Source organism: Mycobacterium sp. IDUB_36, assembly GCF_055419225.1.
Genome location: NZ_JBVAXH010000001.1, coordinates 1,263,960 through 1,287,381, shown reverse-complemented (window position 1 = coordinate 1,287,381; position 23,422 = coordinate 1,263,960). Strand labels below are relative to the sequence as shown.

At 66.7% G+C, this 23,422-nt stretch carries 20 protein-coding genes and 1 pseudogene; 14 read left to right on the top strand and 7 right to left on the bottom strand.

All coding sequences use genetic code 11. From position 1 onward, the window contains the following. Positions 1 to 22: 22 nt before the first annotated feature. The 3 genes from ACZYW1_RS06295 to ACZYW1_RS06285 are packed head-to-tail and all read left to right on the top strand — an operon-like array spanning position 23 to position 3,167. Positions 23 to 889 carry a hypothetical protein gene (locus tag ACZYW1_RS06295; RefSeq protein WP_463784168.1) on the top strand — a complete coding sequence of 289 codons (867 nt, stop codon included), beginning with the start codon at positions 23 to 25 and terminating at the stop codon, positions 887 to 889. Between the two features lie 15 nt (positions 890 to 904). Continuing rightward, on the top strand, positions 905 to 1,918 hold the full coding sequence (locus ACZYW1_RS06290) for a dihydrodipicolinate synthase family protein (protein WP_463784167.1): 1,014 nt from the start codon (positions 905 to 907) through the stop codon (positions 1,916 to 1,918). Positions 1,919 to 1,946: 28 nt separating this feature from the next. Continuing rightward, entirely contained in the window at positions 1,947 to 3,167 is a 1,221-nt protein-coding gene (locus ACZYW1_RS06285) for a CaiB/BaiF CoA transferase family protein (RefSeq protein WP_463784166.1), read from the top strand. A 78-nt stretch (positions 3,168 to 3,245) separates the two neighbouring features. Here the strand turns inward: ACZYW1_RS06285 and ACZYW1_RS06280 are convergent, their stop codons facing one another. Next, entirely contained in the window at positions 3,246 to 3,554 is a 309-nt protein-coding gene (locus ACZYW1_RS06280) for a WhiB family transcriptional regulator (RefSeq protein WP_463784165.1), read from the bottom strand. 317 nt (positions 3,555 to 3,871) lie between these two features. Here ACZYW1_RS06280 and ACZYW1_RS06275 point away from each other — a divergent pair, with 317 nt between their 5' ends. After that, positions 3,872 to 4,684, top strand: coding sequence for a hypothetical protein (locus ACZYW1_RS06275; RefSeq protein ID WP_463784164.1), 813 nt, complete (start codon positions 3,872 to 3,874; stop codon positions 4,682 to 4,684). Positions 4,685 to 4,708: 24 nt separating this feature from the next. Here ACZYW1_RS06275 and ACZYW1_RS06270 read toward each other — a convergent pair whose 3' ends face one another. Then, the gene (locus ACZYW1_RS06270) at positions 4,709 to 5,122 is read right to left on the bottom strand and encodes a DUF5319 domain-containing protein (protein WP_463784163.1); all 414 of its coding nucleotides are present in this window, start codon (positions 5,120 to 5,122) and stop codon (positions 4,709 to 4,711) included. A gap of 216 nt (positions 5,123 to 5,338) precedes the next feature. On the opposite strand from ACZYW1_RS06270, the gene guaB reads away from it, so the two are divergent. The 3 genes and pseudogenes from guaB to ACZYW1_RS06255 form a co-directional block, all read left to right on the top strand. Further along, entirely contained in the window at positions 5,339 to 6,928 is a 1,590-nt protein-coding gene (guaB, locus tag ACZYW1_RS06265) for an IMP dehydrogenase (RefSeq protein ID WP_463784161.1), read from the top strand. A gap of 27 nt (positions 6,929 to 6,955) precedes the next feature. Next, positions 6,956 to 8,083 carry a GuaB3 family IMP dehydrogenase-related protein gene (locus ACZYW1_RS06260; protein ID WP_463787713.1) on the top strand — a complete coding sequence of 376 codons (1,128 nt, stop codon included), beginning with the start codon at positions 6,956 to 6,958 and terminating at the stop codon, positions 8,081 to 8,083. 54 nt (positions 8,084 to 8,137) lie between these two features. Continuing rightward, positions 8,138 to 9,862 (top strand): annotated as a pseudogene (locus ACZYW1_RS06255) (FAD-dependent oxidoreductase); the annotation flags it as partial. 190 nt (positions 9,863 to 10,052) lie between these two features. Here ACZYW1_RS06255 and ACZYW1_RS06250 read toward each other — a convergent pair. From ACZYW1_RS06250 to ACZYW1_RS06235, 4 genes are all read right to left on the bottom strand, one after another. Further along, a complete protein-coding gene (locus tag ACZYW1_RS06250) occupies positions 10,053 to 12,431 on the bottom strand; it encodes a glycoside hydrolase family 65 protein (protein ID WP_463784160.1) in 2,379 nt (792 codons plus the stop codon). Positions 12,432 to 12,440: 9 nt separating this feature from the next. Next, positions 12,441 to 13,175, bottom strand: a complete 735-nt coding sequence (locus ACZYW1_RS06245; RefSeq protein ID WP_463784158.1) for a beta-phosphoglucomutase family hydrolase — start codon at positions 13,173 to 13,175, stop codon at positions 12,441 to 12,443. A gap of 133 nt (positions 13,176 to 13,308) precedes the next feature. Further along, complete coding sequence (locus tag ACZYW1_RS06240; RefSeq protein WP_463784156.1) at positions 13,309 to 13,920, bottom strand: TetR/AcrR family transcriptional regulator; 612 nt, start codon at positions 13,918 to 13,920, stop codon at positions 13,309 to 13,311. Positions 13,921 to 13,978: 58 nt separating this feature from the next. Further along, a complete protein-coding gene (locus tag ACZYW1_RS06235) occupies positions 13,979 to 14,857 on the bottom strand; it encodes a TauD/TfdA dioxygenase family protein (RefSeq protein ID WP_463784155.1) in 879 nt (292 codons plus the stop codon). Between the two features lie 122 nt (positions 14,858 to 14,979). Here ACZYW1_RS06235 and guaA point away from each other — a divergent pair, with 122 nt between their 5' ends. The 5 genes from guaA (at position 14,980) to ACZYW1_RS06210 (ending at position 20,067) form a co-directional block, all read left to right on the top strand. Beyond that, complete coding sequence (gene guaA / locus ACZYW1_RS06230) at positions 14,980 to 16,533, top strand: glutamine-hydrolyzing GMP synthase (protein WP_463784154.1); 1,554 nt, start codon at positions 14,980 to 14,982, stop codon at positions 16,531 to 16,533. Between the two features lie 6 nt (positions 16,534 to 16,539). Continuing rightward, the gene (locus ACZYW1_RS06225; RefSeq protein WP_463784152.1) at positions 16,540 to 16,893 is read left to right on the top strand and encodes a UBP-type zinc finger domain-containing protein; all 354 of its coding nucleotides are present in this window, start codon (positions 16,540 to 16,542) and stop codon (positions 16,891 to 16,893) included. Between the two features lie 153 nt (positions 16,894 to 17,046). Beyond that, positions 17,047 to 18,252, top strand: a complete 1,206-nt coding sequence (locus tag ACZYW1_RS06220; RefSeq protein ID WP_463784150.1) for a DUF1214 domain-containing protein — start codon at positions 17,047 to 17,049, stop codon at positions 18,250 to 18,252. Further along, positions 18,249 to 19,394, top strand: coding sequence for a sulfotransferase family protein (locus tag ACZYW1_RS06215; protein ID WP_463784148.1), 1,146 nt, complete (start codon positions 18,249 to 18,251; stop codon positions 19,392 to 19,394). Before ACZYW1_RS06220 ends, ACZYW1_RS06215 begins: the two co-directional genes overlap by 4 nt. Before the next feature lies 1 nt (position 19,395). Continuing rightward, on the top strand, positions 19,396 to 20,067 hold the full coding sequence (locus ACZYW1_RS06210) for a TetR/AcrR family transcriptional regulator (RefSeq protein ID WP_463784147.1): 672 nt from the start codon (positions 19,396 to 19,398) through the stop codon (positions 20,065 to 20,067). On the opposite strand, the gene ACZYW1_RS06205 is transcribed toward ACZYW1_RS06210, so the two are convergent. After that, positions 20,046 to 20,852 (bottom strand): SDR family NAD(P)-dependent oxidoreductase, encoded by an 807-nt coding sequence (locus ACZYW1_RS06205; protein WP_463784146.1) that lies wholly within the window; start codon positions 20,850 to 20,852, stop codon positions 20,046 to 20,048. The genes ACZYW1_RS06210 and ACZYW1_RS06205 overlap by 22 nt on opposite strands. A gap of 282 nt (positions 20,853 to 21,134) precedes the next feature. On the opposite strand from ACZYW1_RS06205, the gene ACZYW1_RS06200 reads away from it, so the two are divergent. Both ACZYW1_RS06200 and ACZYW1_RS06195 read left to right on the top strand, forming a co-directional pair. Beyond that, positions 21,135 to 21,809: a hypothetical protein gene (locus tag ACZYW1_RS06200; protein ID WP_463784144.1), complete on the top strand. Its 675-nt coding sequence runs from the start codon at positions 21,135 to 21,137 to the stop codon at positions 21,807 to 21,809. 17 nt (positions 21,810 to 21,826) lie between these two features. After that, complete coding sequence (locus tag ACZYW1_RS06195) at positions 21,827 to 23,401, top strand: DNA polymerase Y family protein (RefSeq protein ID WP_463787712.1); 1,575 nt, start codon at positions 21,827 to 21,829, stop codon at positions 23,399 to 23,401. Positions 23,402 to 23,422: the final 21 nt, after the last annotated feature.

Sequence of the window (23,422 nt, the reverse complement as noted above, 5' to 3'; positions counted from 1 at the left end):
GCGCTCAGGAGGGACGACGCGAGTGACCGAGCCGCTACGCGACATCCGGGAATTCCTCGACGACGCCGAGGCCTACCGGGACGAGCTGCACCGGCGCTGGACGGGACTGCTGAGCTACCGCTACATCGGGCGCAGCCACTCGTCGATGAACATCGGCGACACCGACGACACCGTCGTCATCCGGCGCGACATGCGCAACGAAGCCGGCGGAATCATGGTGGCGCCGTTGGCCATAGCGTCTCCGGAGGGCTGCCAGACCGACATGGTCGCCGTGCCGAACCCGGTGATCGCCTCGGTGCAGATCGTCGATCCGGGATACGACGTGAAGCGGGTCGAGATCGTCGACTCGGGCAACGTGCACCAAGGCCGGATGATGGGCTACGGGCGATGCAAGATCGTCGACGCCGACAACCCCGACCGCGTCATCGCGTTCAACGAGGGTCAGGGTGCAATCATCGGCATTCCACCCGAAGGTCTTGGCAAGATGGATGTTTCAGGCACCGAGTTGGTGATCGAGGATACCCCCGACCTGCCGCCGCTCTGGAAGGCCTTCGGCGCGTCCCAGCGTTCCGACGGCAGGTGGCAGCTACCCGCGCTCAGCGCCGAGCTGGCGTCGCCGGATGCCGCGCTGCACATCGGGCCGCAGCACGTGCTTCTGGAAACCGCCGCGATCGATCTGGCCGCGGGTGCGGTCGGCACTCGCAAGCTGCAGGTGGTGAGCTGGCATGTGATGTTCATGTCGCGGGGCAAGGTGGGCCCGTTTCGGGTCGACGGCACAGCGCACGTGAGTGGATCCGGCAAGGTCGGCGTGCGCATGTTGCTGCACGACGAGGGCAACGGCGACAAAGCAGTGACGTCGGCGGCGGCGATCTTCGAGATCGTCAGCTGATTCAGGGAGTCAAAGATGGCCAACGCCAAGGATGCTCGTCAATGGGCGCGAACTTCGCTGCACGGTATCGGTGACTCGCTCTACACGCCGTTCAGTGGCCGCGACGGTGACGACATCGACTGGGATGCCTATCGCACACTGGTCCGGCACTGCGTGGGCACGTTGTCCCACCCGATGCTCTGGGTGACCAGTGGTGTCGCCGAGTTCTGGTCGTTGACCATCGCCGAGCGAAAACAGCTGCTGGAGATCGCCATCGAGGAAGCTCGTGGCATCAACCCGGAGGTGGTGATCCAAGCTTGCACCGCCGCGATGTCGGCCAAGGACTGCCTCGAGCTGACCCGGCACGCCCAGGACGCCGGCGCCGACATCGTCTACATTCAGACTCCGATGATGGAATTGCACGGCGGGGAAGGGGTTTTGGGCTTTTTCTCTTACATCGCCGATCGCACGGACATCGCGCTCGGAATGTTCAACTCGCCGAGCTCTGGCTATGTTCTCTCCGCGCAGGAGAGCGCCCAGATCGTGGACAAGATTCCCGCGGTGTGCGCCACCAAAGAGGGTTCTTTCCGGCCGCACCAGAGTCGCATGCTGCATGAGCTCGCCCCCGATCTGGTGATCTGGGAATGCGACACCACGGTGTACCGGGCCGGCTGGCTGCGATCGGGCATCGTCGGCCCGGGGCAGCTCGGCACCACCGGCTACCTGTTCGAGACGGTGGGAAAGCCTGCGCTGTCTCAATATTGGGATCTGGTCTGGAACGACAAACTGGTCGAGGCAATGGACTTCGCCCGGGAGTCGGGGCTCGACCAGTTCGAGCTCGACATGCGAGGGTGGTTCACCCGATACCCCGGGCGGCCGGACTACTTCACCCACTGGGGTGGCGCGTTCAAGTACGCGGCGTCGGTGGTCGGCTTACCGATCGGGTCGTATCCCGAATCCCGTCCGCCCCAGGCGAGACTGCCCGAGCAGGCGCGTGCCGACATTCGTGCGGCATACCGCCGTTTCGGACTCATCACCAACGACCAGTGACAACGACTGCGAGAGAGAAGGATTCGTTATGACTGACGCCAAACCGCTGAGCGGTATCCGCGTGCTGGAAGTCGCGGCGTGGACATTCGTCCCGGCCGCCGGTGCGGTGCTGGCCGAGTGGGGCGCCGACGTGATCAAGGTCGAGCCGCGGGAAGGTGGCGACCCGCAGCGTGGTCTGGTCACCATGGGCCTCATCCCGGGTGGCCCGACCGCGGTCAACTACATGATCGAGATGCCCAACCGCGGAAAGAAATCCATCGGTATCGACCTGACCACCCCGGGCGGCCAGGAGGTCGTCCACGAGCTGGCCAAGAGCAGCGACGTGTTCCTCACCAGCTATCTGCCGAGTCGCCGCAAGCATTTCGGCATCGAGATCGAACAGATCCGCACCGCGAACCCCGACATCATCTACGTCCGCGGATCCGGTTACGGACCCGAGGGTCCCGACGCCGACCGACCCGGTTATGACGGTGTCTCCTTCTGGTCACGCGGCGGAATCGCCGATGCGCTGACCCGCGAGCTTCCCGAGCCGGTGATGCAGACCCCGGCATTCGGTGACCTGATGGGCGGGCTGACCATCGCCGGCGGGATCGCCGCCGCGCTGTTCAAACGCAAGGCGACCGGCGAGACCTCGATTGTGGACGTCTCGTTGCTCGGCCTCGCGGCGTGGGCGATGACCCCGCAGGTGACCGCCTCGATGCTGTACGGCGGCGATCCGATCCCGACGTTCACCCACCGCGACATGCCCAACCCGCTGGTCGGCAACTACAAGACCAAGGACGACCGCTTCATCACGCTGATGATGTTGCAGGGCGACAAGTTCTACCCGGAGTTCATGACCGTCATCGGACGCACCGACCTGATCACCGACGAGCGCTTCGCCGACGGCCACTCGCGTTTCATGAATCGCGGTGACCTGATCGACATCATGGACGCCGAATTCGCCTCCAAGACGCTCGACCAGTGGCGCGACATTCTCAAGCCGCTGACGGGTGCCTGGGCGGTGCTGCAGAAGTCGGGCGAGCTGCATGAAGATCCCGCCGTCATCGCCAACGGCTACATCCCCGAGGTGACGGCGATGAACGGCAAGCCCTACATCCTGCCGACCAACCCGGTGCAGTTCGACGGGCATCACGTGCAACCCACCGGAGCCCCCGAGCACGGCCAGCACACCGAGGAGATCCTGCTCGACGCCGGGGTCGACTGGGACAAGATCGAGCAGTACAAAAAGGACGGGTCGATCCTGTAAATCGACCCGTCCCTGTCCCGGCCGGCGCTGACCGGTTCGGCTCTCACCAGGGCGTGCCGCCCTGGATCGTGGCCGACGTCAGGCGCTGCGGCGGATGCTGCGTGTCCTGCCGATGTCGCGCTTGAGCAGCAGTTCGCGTTCGGTCTCGGAAAGGCCGCCCCAGATTCCGTACGGCTCGCCCACGTCGAGGGCATGGGTACGGCACTGTGCCATCACCGGGCAGCTGCGGCACATTTCCTTGGCTCGGCGCTCGCGCTGCAGGCGGGCCCGGCCACGCTCACCGTCGGGGTGGAAGAACACTGACGAATCCACGCCGCGGCAAAGGCCTTGAAGTTGCCAATCCCAAATGTCTGCGTTGGGCCCTGGTAGTTGCTCTGGTTGCGGCATTGAAGTCCCTCTCTACGCGCCCATGATCAGGTCGAGCGGGTCATCGGTGACTACTCGTCGCCATAAACGTAGGGGCGCTAGGGAATTGCAGTCAACACGCGGTAACGTGCCGAATGACCAAGCGCGGCTTGGCAATTTACCCCGCGTTCATACGTCTCAAAATCTGGTAGGAGGCGAGCACTGCATGTTGACGGCATGCAGGCCCGAAATGTCGCAGCTCGCAGCCGAATCGCAGGGGATGCACACCAAATTCCATCCTCGGTGCATTTAATACCGGTGTAACGCAGAAACCATGAATTCTTAACGAGTACGGGACCGTGATACATCTCTCTCAAGGCGCGTCCAACGGACCGGAACTGGCCGCGGCCGCATTCGGCGACACTCCAGGGGCGTGGCCGCTACCCCCAGCGAGTTCACCACAGCAGCGCTGGTTGCGCGCGGTGGCCGCCGCGGGGCAGGGCCGCTACGGCTCCGCCCACGCCGACCTGGCCGCGCTGACCCGGTCAGCGCCCTCGGCCCGGCTGGTCTCGCTCGCGCACAGCGCGCAGGCGTCGTTTCTGCGGCAGCTGGGCTGGCACGGCCTGGCCCGCGGCTGGGACGGTCGCGGGTTGGCGCTGGCGGGCGACGATCCCGAGCCGGCCGCCGACGCGTTGACCGGGCTGGCGGCGGACGCGTTGGGTGTCGGGCGGCTGGCCGCCGCCGCGGCCCTGCTGGAGCGGGCGGATGAGTTCGTCAACCGGGCTCCACCCCGGGCGGCGGTGCGGCGGGCCTGGATCGCCGCGGAGTTGGCGATGGTCGGCGGTGCGGGTGAGGCCGCGGTCCGGCACGCGGAGTCAGCGGTCGAGCTGGCTGCAGCCACCCTCGAGGGCGCCGCGCGGCACGCGGCGAAGAGTCAGGTGGTGCTGGCCGCAGCGTTGTGCAGCGCCGGCAACCTGGACCGGGCCAGGGACGTCGGCGGCGCGGCGCTGGAACTCACCGGTCGCCTGGGGCTTGTTCCGCTGCAATGGGCGCTTGCCTGCCTGCTCGGGGACCTCGCGGCCACCGATGACAGGGCCACCGAAATGCGCGTGATCCGCGACGACTGCGCGCTGCGCGTCGAGCGATGGGGTGGAACATGGCGGCGGCCGTAGAAACCGGCCGGGCGAGCACGGCGGCTAGCGGCGGCCGTGGAACCCCTCGGTGTCCGACGTCGCCTCGTTGAGGGAGGCGTCGGCGTATCCCCGGCAGTAATCCCAGGTCACGTAAGAGTCTGGCTCAGGGTCGTAGGCGGGCTCGTGTGGGCGCACGGTGCCGTCGACGAGTAGCTGCAGCAGATTGGCGCGCAGCATGTCCCAGTCGTGATAGTGGTCCTGCTGACATTCGTCGCAACAGACGACCAAGCCGCGGATTCCTTTGTGCGCCAACAACGCTTCGTACACCGCGAGATCCGCCAGGTCGGCCTCGACTGCCATGCGCTCCTGGGGATCCAGTGGCTGGCCGGGTTCGACCGCATCCAACGCCGCCGACGGATCGGTCGGGTCGTCGGCAAATGGATCAGGCGGCAGCCCGGGCGGAAGGTAGTCGCGCACGGGTCCACATTACGCAGCCCGGCGGGCATCACGCCAGCGCTACCTCGCAGCCCAGCTGCCATGTCGCGGCCTGGAGAAGCGGCGCGCGTCGTCGTCGAGCGGGTTGAATCACCCGACTCCTCCTCGCGCCGCACGGCGGCGTGCGTCGTCGTCGCTGGGGAGACTGCCGATAGGATGGCGGTTTCACTCCGCGCTCGCACTGGGAGGGCCCCGGCTATGTCATCTGGCTTGTCCCGTCTCGAAGACAGCAGCGACCTGATCGTCGCCTCCTACCCGCGAGTCGGCGGTTTCGGGGAAGATTCGGTGCCGACCGGTGGCGACGATCCGCAGAAAATCGCGATGCTGGGGCTGACCTTCGACGACGTCCTGCTGCTGCCCGCTGCGTCCGACGTCGTGCCGGCCACCGCCGACACCTCGAGCCAGCTCACCAAGAACATCCGGCTGAGGGTGCCGTTGGTCAGCTCCGCGATGGACACCGTCACCGAATCCCGGATGGCGATCGCGATGGCGCGGGCCGGCGGGCTCGGCGTCCTGCACCGCAACCTGCCGATCTCCGAGCAGGCCGGGCAGGTCGAAACCGTGAAGCGGTCCGAGGCCGGCATGGTGACCGACCCGGTCACCTGCAAGCCGGACCACACCCTGGCCGAGGTGGACGCGATGTGCGCCCGGTTCCGGATCTCCGGGCTGCCGGTCATCGACGATGTGGGCCAGCTGGTCGGCATCATCACCAACCGCGACATGCGCTTCGAGGTCGACCAGTCCAAGCCCGTCGCCGAGGTGATGACCAAGGCCCCGCTGATCACCGCACAGGAGGGCGTCAGCGCGGATGCGGCGCTGGGCCTGCTGCGCCGACACAAGATCGAGAAACTGCCGATCGTCGACGGGCACGGCCGGCTGACTGGGCTGATCACCGTCAAGGACTTCGTCAAAACCGAACAGCATCCCTACGCCACCAAGGACAGCGACGGTCGGCTGCTGGTGGCCGCGGCCGTCGGGGTCGGCGACGACGCGTGGGTGCGGGCGATGACGCTCGCCGACGCGGGCGCCGACATCCTGGTGGTCGACACCGCGCACGCCCACAACCGCCTGGTGCTCGACATGGTCCGTCAGCTCAAGGGCGAAGTCGGCGACCGGGTCGAGATCGTCGGCGGCAACGTCGCGACCCGCTCGGGCGCCGCCGCGCTTGTCGAGGCCGGTGCCGATGCGGTCAAGGTCGGCGTCGGGCCCGGTTCGATCTGCACCACCCGCGTGGTCGCCGGTGTCGGCGCGCCGCAGATCACCGCGATCCTCGAGGCGGTCGCGGTCTGCGGCCCGGCCGGCGTCCCGGTGATCGCGGACGGGGGACTGCAGTACTCCGGTGACATCGCCAAGGCGCTGGCGGCGGGCGCGTCCACCGCGATGCTGGGATCGCTGCTGGCCGGCACCGGCGAAGCGCCCGGCGACCTGATCTTCGTCAACGGCAAGCAGTACAAGAGCTACCGCGGGATGGGTTCGCTCGGGGCCATGCAGGGCCGCGGCGAGGCCAAGTCGTACTCCAAGGACCGCTACTTCCAGGACGACGCGCTGTCCGAGGACAAGCTGGTGCCCGAGGGCATCGAAGGACGGGTGCCGTTCCGCGGCCCGCTGTCGTCGGTGATCCACCAACTCACCGGCGGCCTGCGTGCCGCGATGGGCTACACGGGCGCCGAGACCATCGAGGCATTGCAGCGGGCGCAGTTCGTCCGCATCACCGCGGCGGGTTTGAAAGAAAGCCATCCGCACGACATCACGATGACCGCCGAAGCGCCCAACTACTACGCTCGGTGATTGATCGAAGGACCCTTCATGCGTGACATGGTTGAAATCGGCATGGGCCGAACCGCCCGGCGCACTTACGAACTCAGCGACATCAATATCGTCCCGTCGCGACGCACCCGCTCGTCGCAGGACGCCACGACCGCGTGGCAGCTCGACGCCTACCGGTTCGAGATACCGATCGTGGCGCACCCGACCGATGCGTTGGTGTCGCCGGAGTTCGCCATCGAACTCGGTCGGCTCGGCGGTCTGGGAGTGCTCAACGGCGAAGGACTGATCGGCCGGCACGCGGACGTCGGGGCCAAGGTCGCCCAAGTCATCGAAGCGGCCGCCAAGGAGCCCGAGCCGTCAGCGGCGATCCGGCTGCTCCAGCAGTTGCACGCCGCGCCGCTGGACCTCGACCTGCTCAGCACCGCCGTGGCCCGCGTCCGGGAGGCGGGGGTCACCACCGCGGTCCGGGTGAGCCCGCAGAATGCCCAGGCGCTGACCCCGGCGCTGGTGGCAGCCGGCATCGACCTGCTGGTCATCCAGGGCACCATCGTCTCCGCCGAGCGGGTCGACAGCCACGGCGAGCCACTGAACCTCAAGACCTTCATCTCCGAGCTGGACGTCCCGGTGGTTGCCGGTGGCGTCATCGACCATCGCAGCGCACTGCACCTGATGCGCACAGGTGCGGCGGGCGTCATCGTCGGCTACGGCTCGACCAGCGGGGTGACCACCAGCGACGAGGTCCTCGGTATCAGCGTGCCGATGGCCACCGCGATCGCCGACGCCGCCGCTGCCCGTCGTGAATACCTCGACGAGACCGGCGGCCGCTACGTCCACGTGCTCGCCGACGGCGACATTCACACCTCCGGAGACCTCGCCAAGGCCATCGCGTGCGGTGCCGACGCCGTTGTGCTGGGCACTCCGCTCGCCGAAGCCGCCGAAGCTCAGGGCGAAGGGTGGTACTGGCCGTCGGCGGCCGCCCATCCGTCGTTGCCGCGCGGCGCCCTGCTGCAGGTCGCGGTCGGCGAACGGCTGCCGCTGAGCCATGTGCTCAACGGTCCGTCGGACGATCCGTTCGGTTCGCTGAACCTGGTCGGCGGGCTGCGCCGGTCGATGGCCAAGTCGGGCTACTGCGACCTCAAAGAGTTTCAAAAGGTCGGCCTGACGGTCGGCAACTAGCTGCTGACCTGGTTCGCTGGATCATTACCGGCGAGTAAGTCCATACTGGACGATGTGGAACCTGACTACGACGTCTTGATCATTGGCTCGGGTTTTGGGGGCAGTGTCACCGCGCTGCGGTTGACTGAGAAGGGTTACCGGGTCGGTGTGCTCGAGGCCGGCCGGCGCTTCGCCGACGAGGACATGGCCAAGACCTCCTGGAACCTCCGCAAATTCCTGTGGGCACCCAAATTCGGCATGTACGGCATCCAGCGCATTCATTTGCTGCGCAACGTGATGATCCTGGCCGGCGCGGGCGTCGGCGGTGGTTCGCTGAACTACGCCAACACCTTGTACGTGCCCTCGGACCCGTTCTTTAAAGACAAGCAGTGGTCACACATCACCGACTGGCGCGCGGAGTTGATGCCGCACTACGAGCAGGCGAAGCGGATGCTCGGGGTGGTCACCAACCCGACCTTCACCGACGCCGACCGCATCCTCAAAGAGGTCGCCGACGACATGGGTTGCGGTGACACCTTCGTGCCCACCCCGGTCGGGGTGTTCTTCGGTCCCGACGGCACCAAGACGCCGGGCAAGACCGTGCCCGATCCGTACTTCGGCGGCGCCGGTCCGGAGCGCACCGGCTGCCTGGAATGCGGTAGCTGTATGACCGGTTGTCGCTTCGGTGCCAAGAACACGCTGCTGAAGAATTATCTCGGCCTGGCGGAATCCAATGGCGCAGACGTGATTCCGATGACGACGGTGACGAATTTCGAGCAGCGCGACGACGGCATCTGGGAGGTGCACACCGCACGGACCGGCCGCGCACTGCGTCGCAAGAAGCGCACCTTCACCGCCAAGCACCTGGTGTTGGCCGCGGGGACCTGGGGATCGCAGCAGCTGCTGTTCAAGATGCGTGACAAGGGCAACCTGCCGGAGCTTTCCGGTCGACTCGGGGAGCTGACCCGGACCAACTCGGAGTCCATCGTCGGCGCGGGCCGGTTGAAAGTCCGCGACGATCTGAACCTGACCCACGGGGTGGCGATCACCTCGTCCATCCACCCGTCGTCGGACACCCACATCGAGCCGTGCCGGTATGGCAAGGGCTCCAACGCAATGGGTTTACTGCAGACGCTGATGACCGACGGTCAGCTCCCGGACGGCACCGGCGAACCCCGCTGGAAGCAGCTGCTCACCAACGCCGGGGGCGACCCTCGGGGCACCCTGCGGCTACTCAACCCGCGGCGCTGGAGCGAGCGCACGATGATCGCGCTGGTGATGCAGAATCTCGACAACTCGATTACCACGTACACCAAGCGCACGAAGTTGGGTCGCCGCCGTGTCGTGAGCAAGCAGGGCCACGGTGTGCCGAACCCGAGCTGGATCCCGGTCGGCAACGAGGCCACCCGTCGCATCGCCGAGAAGATCGACGGCGTTGCGGGCGGGACCTGGGGCGAGCTGTTCAACATTCCGCTGACCGCGCACTACCTGGGGGGCGCCGCGATCGGCGACAGCCGCGAGGCCGGCGTCATCGACCCCTACCACCGCGTCTGGGAATACCCGACGCTGTTCGTGGTCGACGGCGCGGCGATATCGGCCAACCTCGGCGTCAACCCGTCGCTGTCGATCACCGCGCAGGCCGAGCGGGCCGCGTCGCTGTGGCCGAACAAGGGCGAGGACGACCTCCGTCCCAAGCAGGGTGAGAGCTATCGCCGGCTCGACCCGATCGCGCCGGACCACCCGGTGGTTCCGGAGTCCGCGCCGGGAGCGCTGCGCTGGCTGCCGATCGAGTCGATCAGCGAGGTCGCCCAGGAGGAGACGCCCGGCACCGACGATGCAGAGCGCAGCGATGCTGAGGAGGGCCGCAGATATTCCGGCACCGACGATGCAGAGCGCAGCGATGCTGAGGAGGGCCGCAGAAACTCCGGCACCGACGATGCAGAACGCAGCGATGCAGATGCAGAGGTGACCCGCACGAGTCCAGGCTCGGTCAGTTCGGCTGGTTGACCGATCGGTACGCGTTGCGGTGCATCGGGGCGCGTCCCGACGGCTGCTGCGGTGTGGGCAGCAACGGCTCGCGCTTGGTCAGTGTGACGGTCGTCGGTTCGGTGGTGCTGAGTTCCAGCTCCTCGCCGGCGTGCAGGATGGTCAACTCTTTGTCTTTGGGTCCGTCGCGAAGGGTGTAGGTGACCTTCTCGTGCTCGACGTCGACAGTCACCCGAAAGTCGCGCCAGCGCAACCGAAAACGCAAACGCGAAATGGCGTCGGGTAGATACGGGTTGAGTGACAGGACGCCTTCGTCGTCGCGCAGGCCACCGAAGCCGGCGACCAGTGCGGTCCACGAGCCGGCCAGCGACGCCATGTGCAGGCCGTCCTTGGTGTTGTTGTGCAGATCGCGAAGGTCGACCAGCGCCGCCTCGTAGGTGTAGTCGTGCGCCAGATCCACATGCCCGACGTTGGCGCACATCACCGCCTGGGTACAGGCGGACAGCGACGAGTCGCGCACCGTGCGGCGCTCGTAGTAGTCGACGTTGCGCGCCTTCTGCTCGTCGCTGAATTTGTGGCTCTGCCAGTACATCGCGAGCACCAGGTCGGTTTGCTTGACCACCTGCGACGAGTAGAGCAACGCGTAGGGCTCGTGCAGCAACAGCGGGTACTTGTTCCTGTTCTCGAAATCCCACTCGGCATAGGTGGTGAAGCCCTCGGACTGCGGGTGCACCCCGAGCTCTTCGTCGAACGGAATATGCGCGGCGTCGGCGGCAGCGCGCCATGCCGCGGTCTCGTCGCTGGACACGCCCATTTCGTGGGCGACTTCGGAATGCCGGGCGCACGCGTCGGCCGCAACCCGAAGGTTGTGCGCCGCCATCATGTTGGTGAACACGTTGTCCCGGACGATCGCGGTGTATTCGTCCGGACCGGTCACTCCGTCGAGGTGCCAGACGCCGTGACGGTCGTGGTGGCCGAGCGAGTTCCACAACCGGGCCGTCTCGACGAGTACCTCCAGCCCGCATTCCAGTTCGAGCGAATCATCGCCGGTGACAATGCGATAGCGCTCGAAAGCCATCGCGATGTCGGCGTTGATGTGCCACGCCGCGGTGCCAGCCGGCCAGTACGCCGAGCATTCCTGGCCCCGAATCGTGCGCCACGGATAGGCGGCACCTTTGAGGTCCAGCTGCGCGGCTCGTTCTTTCGCCAGATCCAATGTCGAAGCGCGCCAACGCAATGCGTCGGCGGCCGCGTGCGGCAGCGTGTAGGTGAGCACCGGAAGGACGAACCCGTCGGTGTCCCAGAACACGTGCCCGTCGTAGCCGGTGCCGGTCAGCCCCTTGCTGGCGATGCCGCGACCCTCGGCCCGCGCACTGGCCTGCAGCAGGTGGAAGAGCCCGAACCGGACCGACTGCTGACAGATCGGATCGCCCTCCACCTCGACATCGGCGCCGTCCCAGTAGTCGTCGAGGATTTTGCGCTGGGCGTCCACCAGGCCCTGCCAGCCGCTGTATCGCGCGCTGTGCAACGCGGCGGAGGCCTGGTCGCGCAATGCGGGACGGGACCGCTGGCTCGACCAGCCGTACGCCAGGTATTTCACGATGCGCAGCGTCTGGCCGGGACGAAGCCCGCAGATCACGGTGGTGCGGGCGAGATCGCCGCTGGCGTCGTTGCTGACCTCGTAACGACCTTCGACTTCGATCTCGTGGTCCATCGCCGCGGCCATCATCAACGCGCTGGCGCGGGTCCGGTGCATCAGGAGCGCGCCACACTCGGTGTCCTCGTGCTGGACGGCCTCCAGCGGGCTGTCGAGGATGGCCGCAACGCGCGGGTCGCCGGACGTCACGGGCTGTTCCTCGTTGGCGACCAGCTCGGATTGCACTGTGACGCGGACGAATTGGTCGACCGCTTCGACGATGTACTCGATGGCCACCACGCTGCGCTGGGACAACGACACCAGCCGCGTCGAGGTCACCCTGACCTGCTTGCCGACCGGGGACTGCCAGTGCGCATCACGGGTCAGCGTCCCGGCTCGCAAGTCGAGGATCCGTTCGTGGCTGAGCAGCTTGCCGTAGCGAACGTCGAACGGCTCGTCGTCGACCAGCAGGCGCAGGATCTTTCCGTTGGTGACGTCGACGACGGTCTGGCCGGCTTCGGGATATCCGTAGCCCGCTTCGGCGTATGGCAGTGGCCGGACCTCGTAGAACGAGTTGAGGTAGGTGCCGGGCACGCCGTGCGGCTCTCCCTCGTCGAGGTTGCCGCGAATTCCGATGTGCCCGTTGGACAATGCGAACAGCGACTCCGACTGGGCCAACACGTCGAGGTTCAGTTTGGGTTCGCGGATCTGCCAGGGTTCGACGGGGAGCGTGTCATCAGGGATCATCACGGCCTCCTAAAGTAGATCGCCAAGGTCGGTGACCACGACATCGGCACCGTGACTGCGCAATTCGTCGGCTTGGCCCACCCGGTCGACACCGACGACGTAACCGAAGTTGCCGGCGCGGCCCGCCTCGACCCCGGACAGTGCGTCCTCGAACACCGCCGCTGCGGAAGGTTCCACGTTCAGCAGTTCGGCGCCACGCAGGTACGAGTCCGGTGCCGGCTTGCCGGCGATGTTCTCCTCACGCAGCGTCACGCCGTCGACGCGTTGCTGGATGAATTGTTCCAGCCCGGTGATCTTGAGCACCTCGCGGGTGTTGGCACTCGACGACACCACCGCGGTGGCCAGCCCGGCGGCGGCGACCTCTTCCAGGTAGCGGCGCGAGCCTTCGAAAACCTTGACGCCGTCTTTGTGCAACGTCTCCTGGAAGGCATCGTTCTTGCGGGTGCCCAAGCCGTGGACGGTGTCTTTGTCGCTCGAGTCGTCGGGGTCGCCGTCGGGGAGCTCGATGTCGCGGCTGGCCAGGAACGCCCGCACGCCGTCTTCGCGCTTCTTGCCGTCGACGTATTTCAGGTAGTCCTCGACGGGATCGAACGGCACGAACGACTCACCGTTGTCCTCGGCGTGCTGCTTCAAGAACGCATCGAACATGACTTTCCATGCTTTGGTGTGCACGCTTGCGGTGTCGGTGAGCACGCCGTCGAGATCGAAAAGGCAGGCGTGCACGGCTTCCGGTAGACCCAGCACTGCGGACCTCGCTTCTCGGGTTGGTTTCTGCCGTGAGCAACTACCACCTCACCATGCCCGGTGCAGGTTCGCCAGGCGTTCCGGGCGAACCACGGGTTTCGGCACCCCGGTGCGCGGCCTTCCGGGTGTGCGGTCAGCGCGCAGGTGTGCCGGTGAACACCCCTTCGGCCAGGCGGAGCCAGGCGTCGCGGAACCGGTCGACATCCATGTTGCCGGGGGTGCGGCCGACCAGCATCTGCGCGATCGGCAAGTAGGCCAGGGCGGCAACCAGCACGGTGCTGGTGGCTTCGGGGTCATCGACCGGTGCGACGCCGGCGTCTCTGGCCGCGGTCAGCGCCCGACCGGTCCGTCGATAGGCGGTGGTTGCCACTGTGGACCACACCTCGTCGATCATGTCGGCAAGCGCCTCGGGCTCGCGGAACATCACCCGGAGCAAGTCGGTGTTGTTCTCGATGCTGGCCCAGATCTGCTCGGCCCCCAGGCGCAGTGCCCCCTGGACGTCGGTGGGACGGTTGCGGTTGTAGTCGTCGCGCATCGCGGCCATCTGTCCCATCTGCCGCCGCGCGGCCTCCTGTAGCAACGCCTTTTTGGAGGGAAAGTGCTTGTACAGGGCGCCGGATCCGGGGGACAGCCCGCAGGCCCGCTGAATGTCGGCGATCGACGTGGCGGCGTACCCCTGGCGGCCGAACAGTTCCATGGCCGCGTCCAGCAGACGGTCGCGGGTGCTGGCATCGGGGGAGGTCATGGGCGCGACGGTACCGCGGATCGCACCATGGTGAGCGACCTCTCACCCGCCGCGCGGCTCAGCTGGCGGCTCGCAGCGGCGCCCCGCTGATCACCCGGCTGCGCCGGCCGTGCACGTCGACCGGCACATCGCCCTGCACGGTGACCCGGTTCATCAGCCGATACTGGTCGTCGTAGTCGTCGACGGCCCGGTGCTGGGTGGCGCGGTTGTCCCAGATGGCGACGTCGCCGGCAGCCCAGTTCCAACGAACGGTGTTCTCCGGCATAGTGATTCGACGCTGCAACAATTCCAGCAGAGTGTGCGACTCGTAGTTGTCCAGCCCGACGAATCCGCGGACGAAGTCGCCGGCGACCAGCGAGCGCTCGCCGGTCTCGGGATGAACGCGAACGACGGGGTGCTCGGTGCGGAAGTCGACCTTCTCGAACCGGGCCCGGTGCGTCTGCTGGTCCTCGGTCTGCGGGTGCGATCCCGCGATGTAGTCGAAGCGGTTGCTGTGCAGCGCCCATAGATTCTCGGCCAGGTGCTTGAGTGAATCGGGAAGTGCGTCATAAGCCGCGGCGGTGTTGGTCCACAACGTCGACCCGCCATAGCTGGGCAGGGTGACCGCGCGCAGGACCGAGGCGGCCGGGTAGTTCGCGACGAAGGTGACGTCGGTGTGCCAGCGATTCGCTTTGCCGAACTCGGAGTCGATGGGCGTGATCACCGGCATGTCCGCCTGTTGCAGCGCCGGGTGGGCGATCGGCGTGCCGAGCCTGGCGGCGAAGGCGTGCTGCCCCGCGTCGTCGAGGTGGTACTGGTCGCGGAAGAAGATCGTCTTGTGCCGTAGCAACGCTTTTCGGATGTCGGCGACGGTATCTGCATCGAGGTCGCCGGACAGCTGCACGCCGTCGATTCGGGCGCCGATGCGGCTGCCCAGCTGAGTCACGGTCAATGCCATGGGAGTCCTTCCGGGTTTCAACTGTAGTCAGTTGACTACAGTCACATACCTTGGAGTGTAGGCATACGACTACAGGCGCGTCAACTGAGGGGCTGACGTGCGCGCGGCTCTAGACTGTGCCGGTGGAGTCCGCAACGCCCCGTCCCGTGCTGGTTGTCGATTTCGGTGCGCAATACGCCCAGCTGATTGCCCGCCGGGTGCGCGAGGCCCGGGTGTTCTCGGAGGTCATTCCGCACACCGCCTCGGTCGACGAGATCAAGGTCCGCGACCCGCTCGCGGTGGTGCTGTCCGGCGGCCCGGCCAGCGTGTACGCCGACGGCGCGCCGCAGCTCGACCCGGCGTTGTTCGACCTGGGTGTGCCGGTGTTCGGCATCTGTTACGGATTTCAGGCGATGGCTCAGGCGCTCGGCGGCACGGTCGCCCGTACCGGGACCAGCGAGTACGGCCGGACTGAATTGAAAGTCGTTGGCGGCGAACTACATTCCGACCTTCCCGAGACCCAGCCGGTATGGATGAGTCACGGCGACGCCGTCACGTCCGCGCCGGACGGCTTCGAGGTGATCGCCACCAGTGCGGGTTCGCCGGTGGCCGGTTTCGAGAGCCGATCGCGGCGACTGGCCGGCGTGCAGTACCACCCCGAGGTCTTGCACAGTCCACACGGCCAGCAGGTGCTGACCCGCTTTCTGCACGAGTTCGCCGGGATCGCCCCGGACTGGACGCCGGCCGGCATCGCCGAGGCACTGGTCGAGCAGGTGCGCGCGCAGGTCGGCGACGGTCACGCGATCTGCGGGCTCTCCGGTGGGGTCGATTCGGCGGTGGCCGCCGCGCTGGTGCAGCGCGCGATCGGGGACAGACTGACCTGTGTGTTCGTCGACCACGGGCTGCTGCGTGCCGGCGAGCGGGCCCAGGTGCAGCGCGACTTCGTCGCCGCGACCGGCGCCAACCTCGTGACCGTCGATGCCGAGGCGACGTTTCTCGAAGCGCTGTCCGGGGTGACCAACCCCGAAGGCAAGCGCAAGATCATCGGGCGGCAATTCATCCGTTCGTTCGAGGGCGCCGTTCGGGATGCATTGGGCGACAACGAGACTGAGTTCCTGGTGCAAGGGACGCTCTATCCGGATGTGGTGGAGTCCGGTGGCGGCAGCGGCGCCGCGAACATCAAGAGCCACCACAACGTTGGCGGTTTACCGGACGACCTGAAGTTCGCGCTCGTCGAGCCCTTGCGATTGCTGTTCAAAGACGAGGTCCGCGCGGTGGGGCGCGAGCTGGGTCTGCCCGAGGACATCGTTGCGCGGCAACCGTTTCCAGGGCCGGGTCTGGCGATCCGCATCGTCGGCGAGGTCACCGCGAGCCGGCTGGAGACACTGCGTCGTGCCGACTCGATCGCTCGTGAGGAGTTGACCGCGGCGGGCCTGGATCACCAGATCTGGCAGTGCCCGGTGGTGCTACTGGCCGACGTCCGGTCGGTGGGCGTGCAGGGGGACGGCCGGACGTACGGCCACCCGATCGTGCTGCGGCCGGTCTCCAGCGAGGACGCCATGACCGCCGACTGGACCCGGGTGCCGTACGAAGTGCTGGAACGGATTTCGACCCGGATCACCAACGAGGTCGCCGAAGTCAACCGAGTGGTGCTGGATGTTACCAGCAAGCCGCCGGGCACCATCGAGTGGGAGTAGTTCGCCATGGCTGCTGCCGTCGATCCCTCGGTGCCGCCCGGTGGTGTCGGCTGTAGCGAGTGTGACGCCGGCGGTGGTTGGTGGGTACACCTGCGGCGCTGTGCGGCGTGCGGGCACGTCGGCTGCTGCGACGATTCGCTGTCCCGGCACGCGACGCAGCACTGGCGGGAGACCGGCCACCCGATCATCCGGTCGTTCGAGCCGGGCGAGGACTGGTTCTGGAATTACGAGACCAACGACTACTACGACGGCCCCGAACTCGCCCCGCCGGAATGCCATCCCGCGGACCAGACGGTGCCCGGCCCCCGGGGTCGAGTGCCGCGCGACTGGGCCGAACTCCTCCGTCGGCGCAACGACTGACGACCGACGCCGCCCGTTGACTGTTCATCAGGTGCGTGGTAACAACTACTCAATTGAAAACATCATTTTCAATTGAGCGCTGTGCAACCTCGCGGGAGGGCTTTCGTGGCCGATGACGGCGGTGATCAGGCTCAACCTGCCTGGAAACAAACGATGGCGTGGCTGCCACATGCGATCGCCGAAGCGGCGCTGTCGCCCAGTGACGGCGGGGCCGCCGACCTCCCGGCGGCGTGGGCGCATCTGCAGGAGCGGCTGAACGCGGCCGAGCAACTCGTACGGTCGGCGCCGGTCAACAAGAATCGCCTCGACTACGGGTCGGGGATGCGACATCTGATGGTGCTGCTGGCGGTCGGCACGGACATGGCACTGCGGGCGGATCCGGACCCGCTTCTCGCCGTCGACCGGGCCAGCATGGACGACATCGTCACCTGGGGGCTGGAATGCCCGGACTGCGTGTATCTGAACGCCAGCCTGCGTGCGGGCGAGACGTATCGGATCTTCGGCAACCGTGGAACCGCCCGGTACGTCGGCCTGCAGACCATGGACGGGATCGCCGCGACCGCCAACTGTCTGGTCGACGAACTCGAGGTCGATGCCGACGGGAACTTCGAAGCGATCCTGTCCGCCGACGAGCACAGCGGTAATTGGTTGCGGCTGACGGGCGATCATCCGACGCTGACGGTGCGAAACTTCTTCTACGACTGGGACTCCGAGGTTCCCGCGGCATTGCAGATCGAGCGCGTCGGCGACGAAGTGACACCAGCGGCTCATGCTGTCGAACTGGATGTCTCGGTGGCACGACAGCTTCTTGCGCTGGGTGATTTCGTCTACGACAACCTGAAATTCTTCCTCGACTTCGGTGCCATGCCGCCGGCCAACGGCTTCATACCGCCGATGGACATGAGCGACATGGGCGCGGCAGCGGAAAACCGCCCTGTCATCGGACGATTCGACCTGGCTCCGGATGAGGCGCTGATCCTCGAGGTCGAACCACCCGAGGGCGTCTACTGGAGCATCTCCCTGGGCAACCCGTGGCTGGAGACGATCCACTACGGACGCCATCAGTCCAGTCTCAACGGTCATCAGGCGGTCATCGATCCCGACGGGGTCTTCCGTGCCGTCATCTGTGCGACGGATCCCGGGGTGGCCAACTGGCTGGATACCGCCGGTCACAGCAACGGCGCGATGCTATTGCGTTGCGTGAGAACCGAAACCGCGCCGGTCCCCAGCGTGCGCGCGGTGAAGGTCGACGAGGTCTTGGCATCGTTGCCCGTCGAGACCACCATGACCACCCCCGACGAACGCTCTCAGGTGATCGAAGCCCGGCGCCGCGCCGTCTACGAAAGGTTCTACCGGTGAGTTTCTCCGCTGACGACCTCGAAGACGGTGCCCGCGCCGCCACGGGCCTCGACGATTTCGGTTCGGACTATTACCGCGAGGGCCTCGAGCGGACGGTCACCGCGTTGAACACCGAGGCCGACCTCAACGATCTCGGCCGGGTCATGCAACACGCGACCATCAGTAACGCGCTGATCCAGCGCTTGAAGATCATCGACACCTACAAGCAGCATCCCGAGATCGGCGACGAAGTCGTCGACGGCCCGATCGTCGTCCTGGGTCTACCACGAACCGGAACGACGGCGCTGGGCCAATTGGTCTCTGCCGATCCACAATTGAGATCCCTGCGCACCTGGGAATCCCAGGCGCCGACCCCGCCTCCGGAGGCCGCGACCCAGCACAACGACCCGCGGATCGCCCGAGCCGCGGAAGGCATCGCGATGATCGACCAGATGTTTCCCGAATTCCGGACGATGAACAGTTTCGATGCCGAATCCGCGACGGAGTGCCAAGACCTGATGGGCATGAGCTTTCGCACCTTCCACTTCGACGGAGTGGTACGGGTCCCGGGATACGTCGAATGGCTGCTGCAGAGCGACATGCGCGAGACCTACACATTTCACCGTGACGTGTTGAAACTGCTGCAGTGGCACTGCAAGCCGAGCCTGTGGCACCTGCGGACGCCGGTGCACATGTTCGCACTGGAAGCGTTTGTGGATGTCTATCCGAACGCCAAATTCCTGTGGAGCCACCGGGATCCGGCCAAGGTGCTGGGGTCGGTCTGCAGTCTGATCGCCTATGTCCGGAGCTGGAGCAGCGACCATCGCGATCCGCAGGAGCTCGGGGCTGAGCAACTGGCCTGGTGGGCCGAGGGGATGGGCCGCGCGATGGAGTTCCGCAGAAAGTTCGGCGACGATCGTTTCGTGGACGTGTCTTTCGCCGACCTGCAGACCGACCCGATCAACACGATCGCGCACAGCTACGACAAGCTCGGTCTGACGTTCACCGACTCGGCGCGCGCGAGGGTGCAGGCATGGGCGGATGGACACAAACCCGGTCAGCACGGCACGCACACCTACGAGCTGAGCGACTACGGGTTGACCCCGGAAAAGGTGCACGACGCGTTCGGCGAATACATTGCTGCCTACGATGCCTCAGCATGACGTGGTCGACGCCCATGCCGGCGGGCGCCGAAAGCTCGAACCCGATCCGTACATTCATGCGGCAATCCTCGCTGCTGCCGCGGAAGTCGTTCGGACCGACGGAGTTCAGGCACTATCGGTAGCTCGCGTGCTCGGCAGTGTGCAGCTGGGTACCCGGGCGTTCTATCGGCACTTCGCGTCGAAGGACCAGTTGGTCGCGGCGGTGTTTCTGGAGATGGCCCGCGCCGAGGTCGTACGTCTGGAGCAACAGATGGCGGACTCTGATCCGATTCGCGCGGTGGCGGCCTGGATCGACGGACGGCTGGATCTCGCCTTCAATCAGCAGATCCGCTCCGACCTCCGCCAGATGTCGCTCGAGGCGCAGAACCAGATGGTCGCCGCGCCCGAACTCGTCGCCCCCGCCTATCGCGAGATACTGCGTCCACTTGTCGAACAACTCACGCGTGGAGCAGATCTGGGGATCTTCACCGAGATCGATCCCGACGGCGAAGCGCTGTCCATCCATGGCGTCGTGTGGACCAACATCGAACGGCACTGGGGTAGTTCCCAGCGCGATCCGGCCGAAATCCGGAGGCGTGTGCAGTCTTTCTGTTTACGTGGTCTCGGGGTCACGCCGGAAGCGATTGACCCCGTGCTCGATGATGCACGGGGTCAACTCGGTCCGAGCGCGTAGGCGCCGGTATCCGGATGGTGATACCAGCCGCCGGCCGCCTGGGTGCCGCCGTCGACGTGGATGGTCTGCCCGGTGATGTAACTGGACATCTCGGATGCGAGAAAGACTGCGGCGCCGGCCATCTCGTCGACATGGCCCGCTCGCCCGAGGGGAACCGTGTGGCCGAACCGCTCGTCGGAACGCGGGGGAGCGATGTTCTTGATGCCTTCGGTCAAGGTGATGTCGGGGGCCAGGGCGTTGACCCGGATTCCGTGCGGCGCGAGTTCGAGGGCCGCGGTCTTGGTGTAGTTGATGACGCCGGCTTTGGCCGCCGCATAGGTCGCGTAACCGGGTGCGGCGCGGACCCCTTCGATGGAGGTCACGCTGATGATGCTGCCGGGCAACTTCTGCTCGACGAGGCCGCGGGCGACCCGCTGGGTGCACAGGTACACGTGCCGCAGATTGGATTTGTACAGTGCGTCCCAACCGTTTTCGCTGGTATCGAGGATTCCTGACCAGAACACTCCACCGGCATTGTTGACCAGGATGGTGACCGGTCCGAGTTCGGCGACTGTCTGCGCGAGTGCGGCGTCGACGGCGGCGCTGTCACGGACGTCGGTCGTGATGCCCAGTGCGCCGATCTGCTCGGCGGCGGACGCGCACGATTCGGGGTCGCGCTCCCAGATCGCCACCTTGGCGCCGAATGCTGTCAACCCGGCGGCGATGCCGCGTCCGATGCCGGCACCACCGCCGGTGACGACCGCGACACGGTTGGTGAGCAGGATGCTCGACGGATCAATTCCCATGAACTGTGGACACTATTCGCAGGTGGGCCGTGCGGCGCCAGATTCCTGCTGCGATTGCGGTTCCGCTGTGTCGGCTGAGTCGCCGCCGAGAGTGCAACCAGCGAGACGTCTACTCGAGGAATGCCTCGGTAGCTGCACTCTCGCGGCGTCCGTGCCGATAGTTTGCTGGCCGGCGTCTTCGGCAGGCCCCCGCTTGACCTTGTCGGTGGGTGGGTATTGACTACTGGTATTCGAACACACATTCGAACAACACCAGTCACACCCGTACCGCAGGAGTAGCTGATGACGGCGATGCTTGCCTCCGAACAGCCGCATCTCGACCGTGCTGAGCAGCTGAAACAGCTGCGACAGCAGATGGCGGCGGTGTCGGGCAAGATCGGCTCGACCCGGCGCGGTCACGCACCGGCGGAGGATCTGCTTCCGGATTCGGAAGCCAGGCTGCCGGTGCCGCAGTTGCTGACGGATGTGTTGCCCAATGCGTTGCCACGGGGGGCGGTTGCCGTGCTGTCGGGCGCCCGTTCGCTCGCTCTGAGCATGGTGGCGGCGGTGACGGCCGCCGGTGGGAACGCGGCCATCGTCGGCCAGCCGGACGTCGGCCTGCTGGCCGCGGTGGAAATGGGCGCCGATCTGAGCCGGCTCGCGGTGATCCCGGATCCCGGAACCGATCCGGTGGAGGTGGCGGCGGTGCTCATGGATGGGATGGACCTGATCGTGCTGGCGTTGATGGGGCGCTCGGTGCCGCTGACCCGGGCCCGGGCCGTGGTGGCCAGGGCTCAACAGAAAGGGTGCGCGCTGCTGGTCACCGACGGCGACTGGCAGGGTGCGTCGATCCGGCTGAGCGCTCGAGTCAGCGGTTACGAAACAACCTCGGAAACGCCGGGCTTCGGGCGGATCAGCAAGGTGCGTCTCGAGGTGTGCGCTGCGGGACGGGCGACCAGGCGAGCTCGGACGGGGTGAGCGTGGCTTCCCGGGTGATGGCGATCTGGTGCATGGACTGGCCCGCGGTCGCCGCCGCTGCCGCAGCGGAACTGTCGGCGACCTCCCCAGTCGCCGTCACGTTGGCCAACCGCGTGATCGCCTGCTCGTCGGCGGCCCGCTCGGCGGGTGTGCGCCGGGGGCTGCGGCGTCGCGAGGCGTCGGCCCGTTGCCCGCAACTGCACGTCGTCGCCGCCGACCCCGACCGTGACGCCCGCTTCTTCGAAGCTGTGGTGGCAGCGGTCGACGACCTGGTGCCGCGCGCCGAGGTGCTGCGTCCCGGTCTGGTGGTCATGCCGGTCCGCGGAGCGGCCCGGTTCTTCGGCTCCGAGCAGCAGGCCGCCGAACGGTTGACCGATGCCGTCGCGGCGGCCGGTGCCGAGTGCCAGGTCGGAATCGCCGATCAGCTGCCGACCGCGGTCTTCGCCGCTCGCGCGGGTCGTGTCCTGGCGCCGGGGGAGGACGCGCGGTTTCTGTCGGCGATATCGATCCGGCAAATCGCCACCGAGCCCAGCTTGTCCGGTTCTGGGCGAGCCGATCTGGCGGATCTGTTGTGGCGGATGGGAGTTCGCACCATCGGCCAGTTCGCCGAGTTGTCGCGAACAGACGTGGCCTCCCGGTTCGGCGCCGACGCGGTGATCGCGCACCGGTTCGCTCGGGGCGAGCCGGAACGCGGGCCGTCCGGTCGCGAGCCACCCGCCGAGCTCGATGCGGAGTTGCAGTGCGATCCGCCGATCGACCGGGTCGACGCCGCGGCGTTCGCTGGGCGCTCGTTGGCCGGCACACTGCATCAGACGTTGCTGGCCGCCGGGGTCGGCTGCACCCGATTGGCCGTGCATGCCGTCACTGCCAACGGTGAAGAGCTGACCCGGGTTTGGCGATGCGCCGAGCCGTTGACCGAGGATGCCACCGCCGACCGGGTCCGCTGGCAGCTGGACGGTTGGTTGAACACCCGGATTGTGGTGGACCGGCCTTCCGCGCCGGTGGTGCAGTTACGGCTGCAGGCGGTGGAGGTGGTGTCAGCGGGAGCGCTGCAGTTGCCGCTGTGGGGTGGTCTCGGTGAAGAGGACAGGATGCGGGCCCGTCGAGCACTGGTCCGGGTGCAGGGTCTGCTCGGCCAGGAGGCTGTACAGGTGCCGATGTTGTCCGGCGGTCGCGGGCCGGCCGAACGCATCACGCTGACACCGTTGGGTGACGAGCCGGTGCCGCTTGCCGATCCGCATCGGCCGTGGCCCGGTCAGCTGCCGGAGCCGTCGCCGACGGTGTTGCTCGACGATCCTGTGGAACTGTTCGACGTCCAAGGCAATTCGATTCGAGTGACCAGCAGGGGGTTGTTCTCCGCCGATCCGGTCCGGCTGACCGCCCGCGGCCGCGACACCAAGCTGCATTGGTGGGCCGGCCCCTGGCCGGTCGATGAACGGTGGTGGGATGACCGGCTCGAAGCCGGCCAAGGCGCCAGCGGCACCGCCCGGGCGCAGGTGCTGCTGGAAGGTGAGCGGCCGTCCGATCCCGGCGCCGCGTTGTTGCTCTGCTATCGGCAGCGGAGGTGGTATCTGGAAGGAATCTACGAATGAAAAATGCGTCTCACCAGTCCG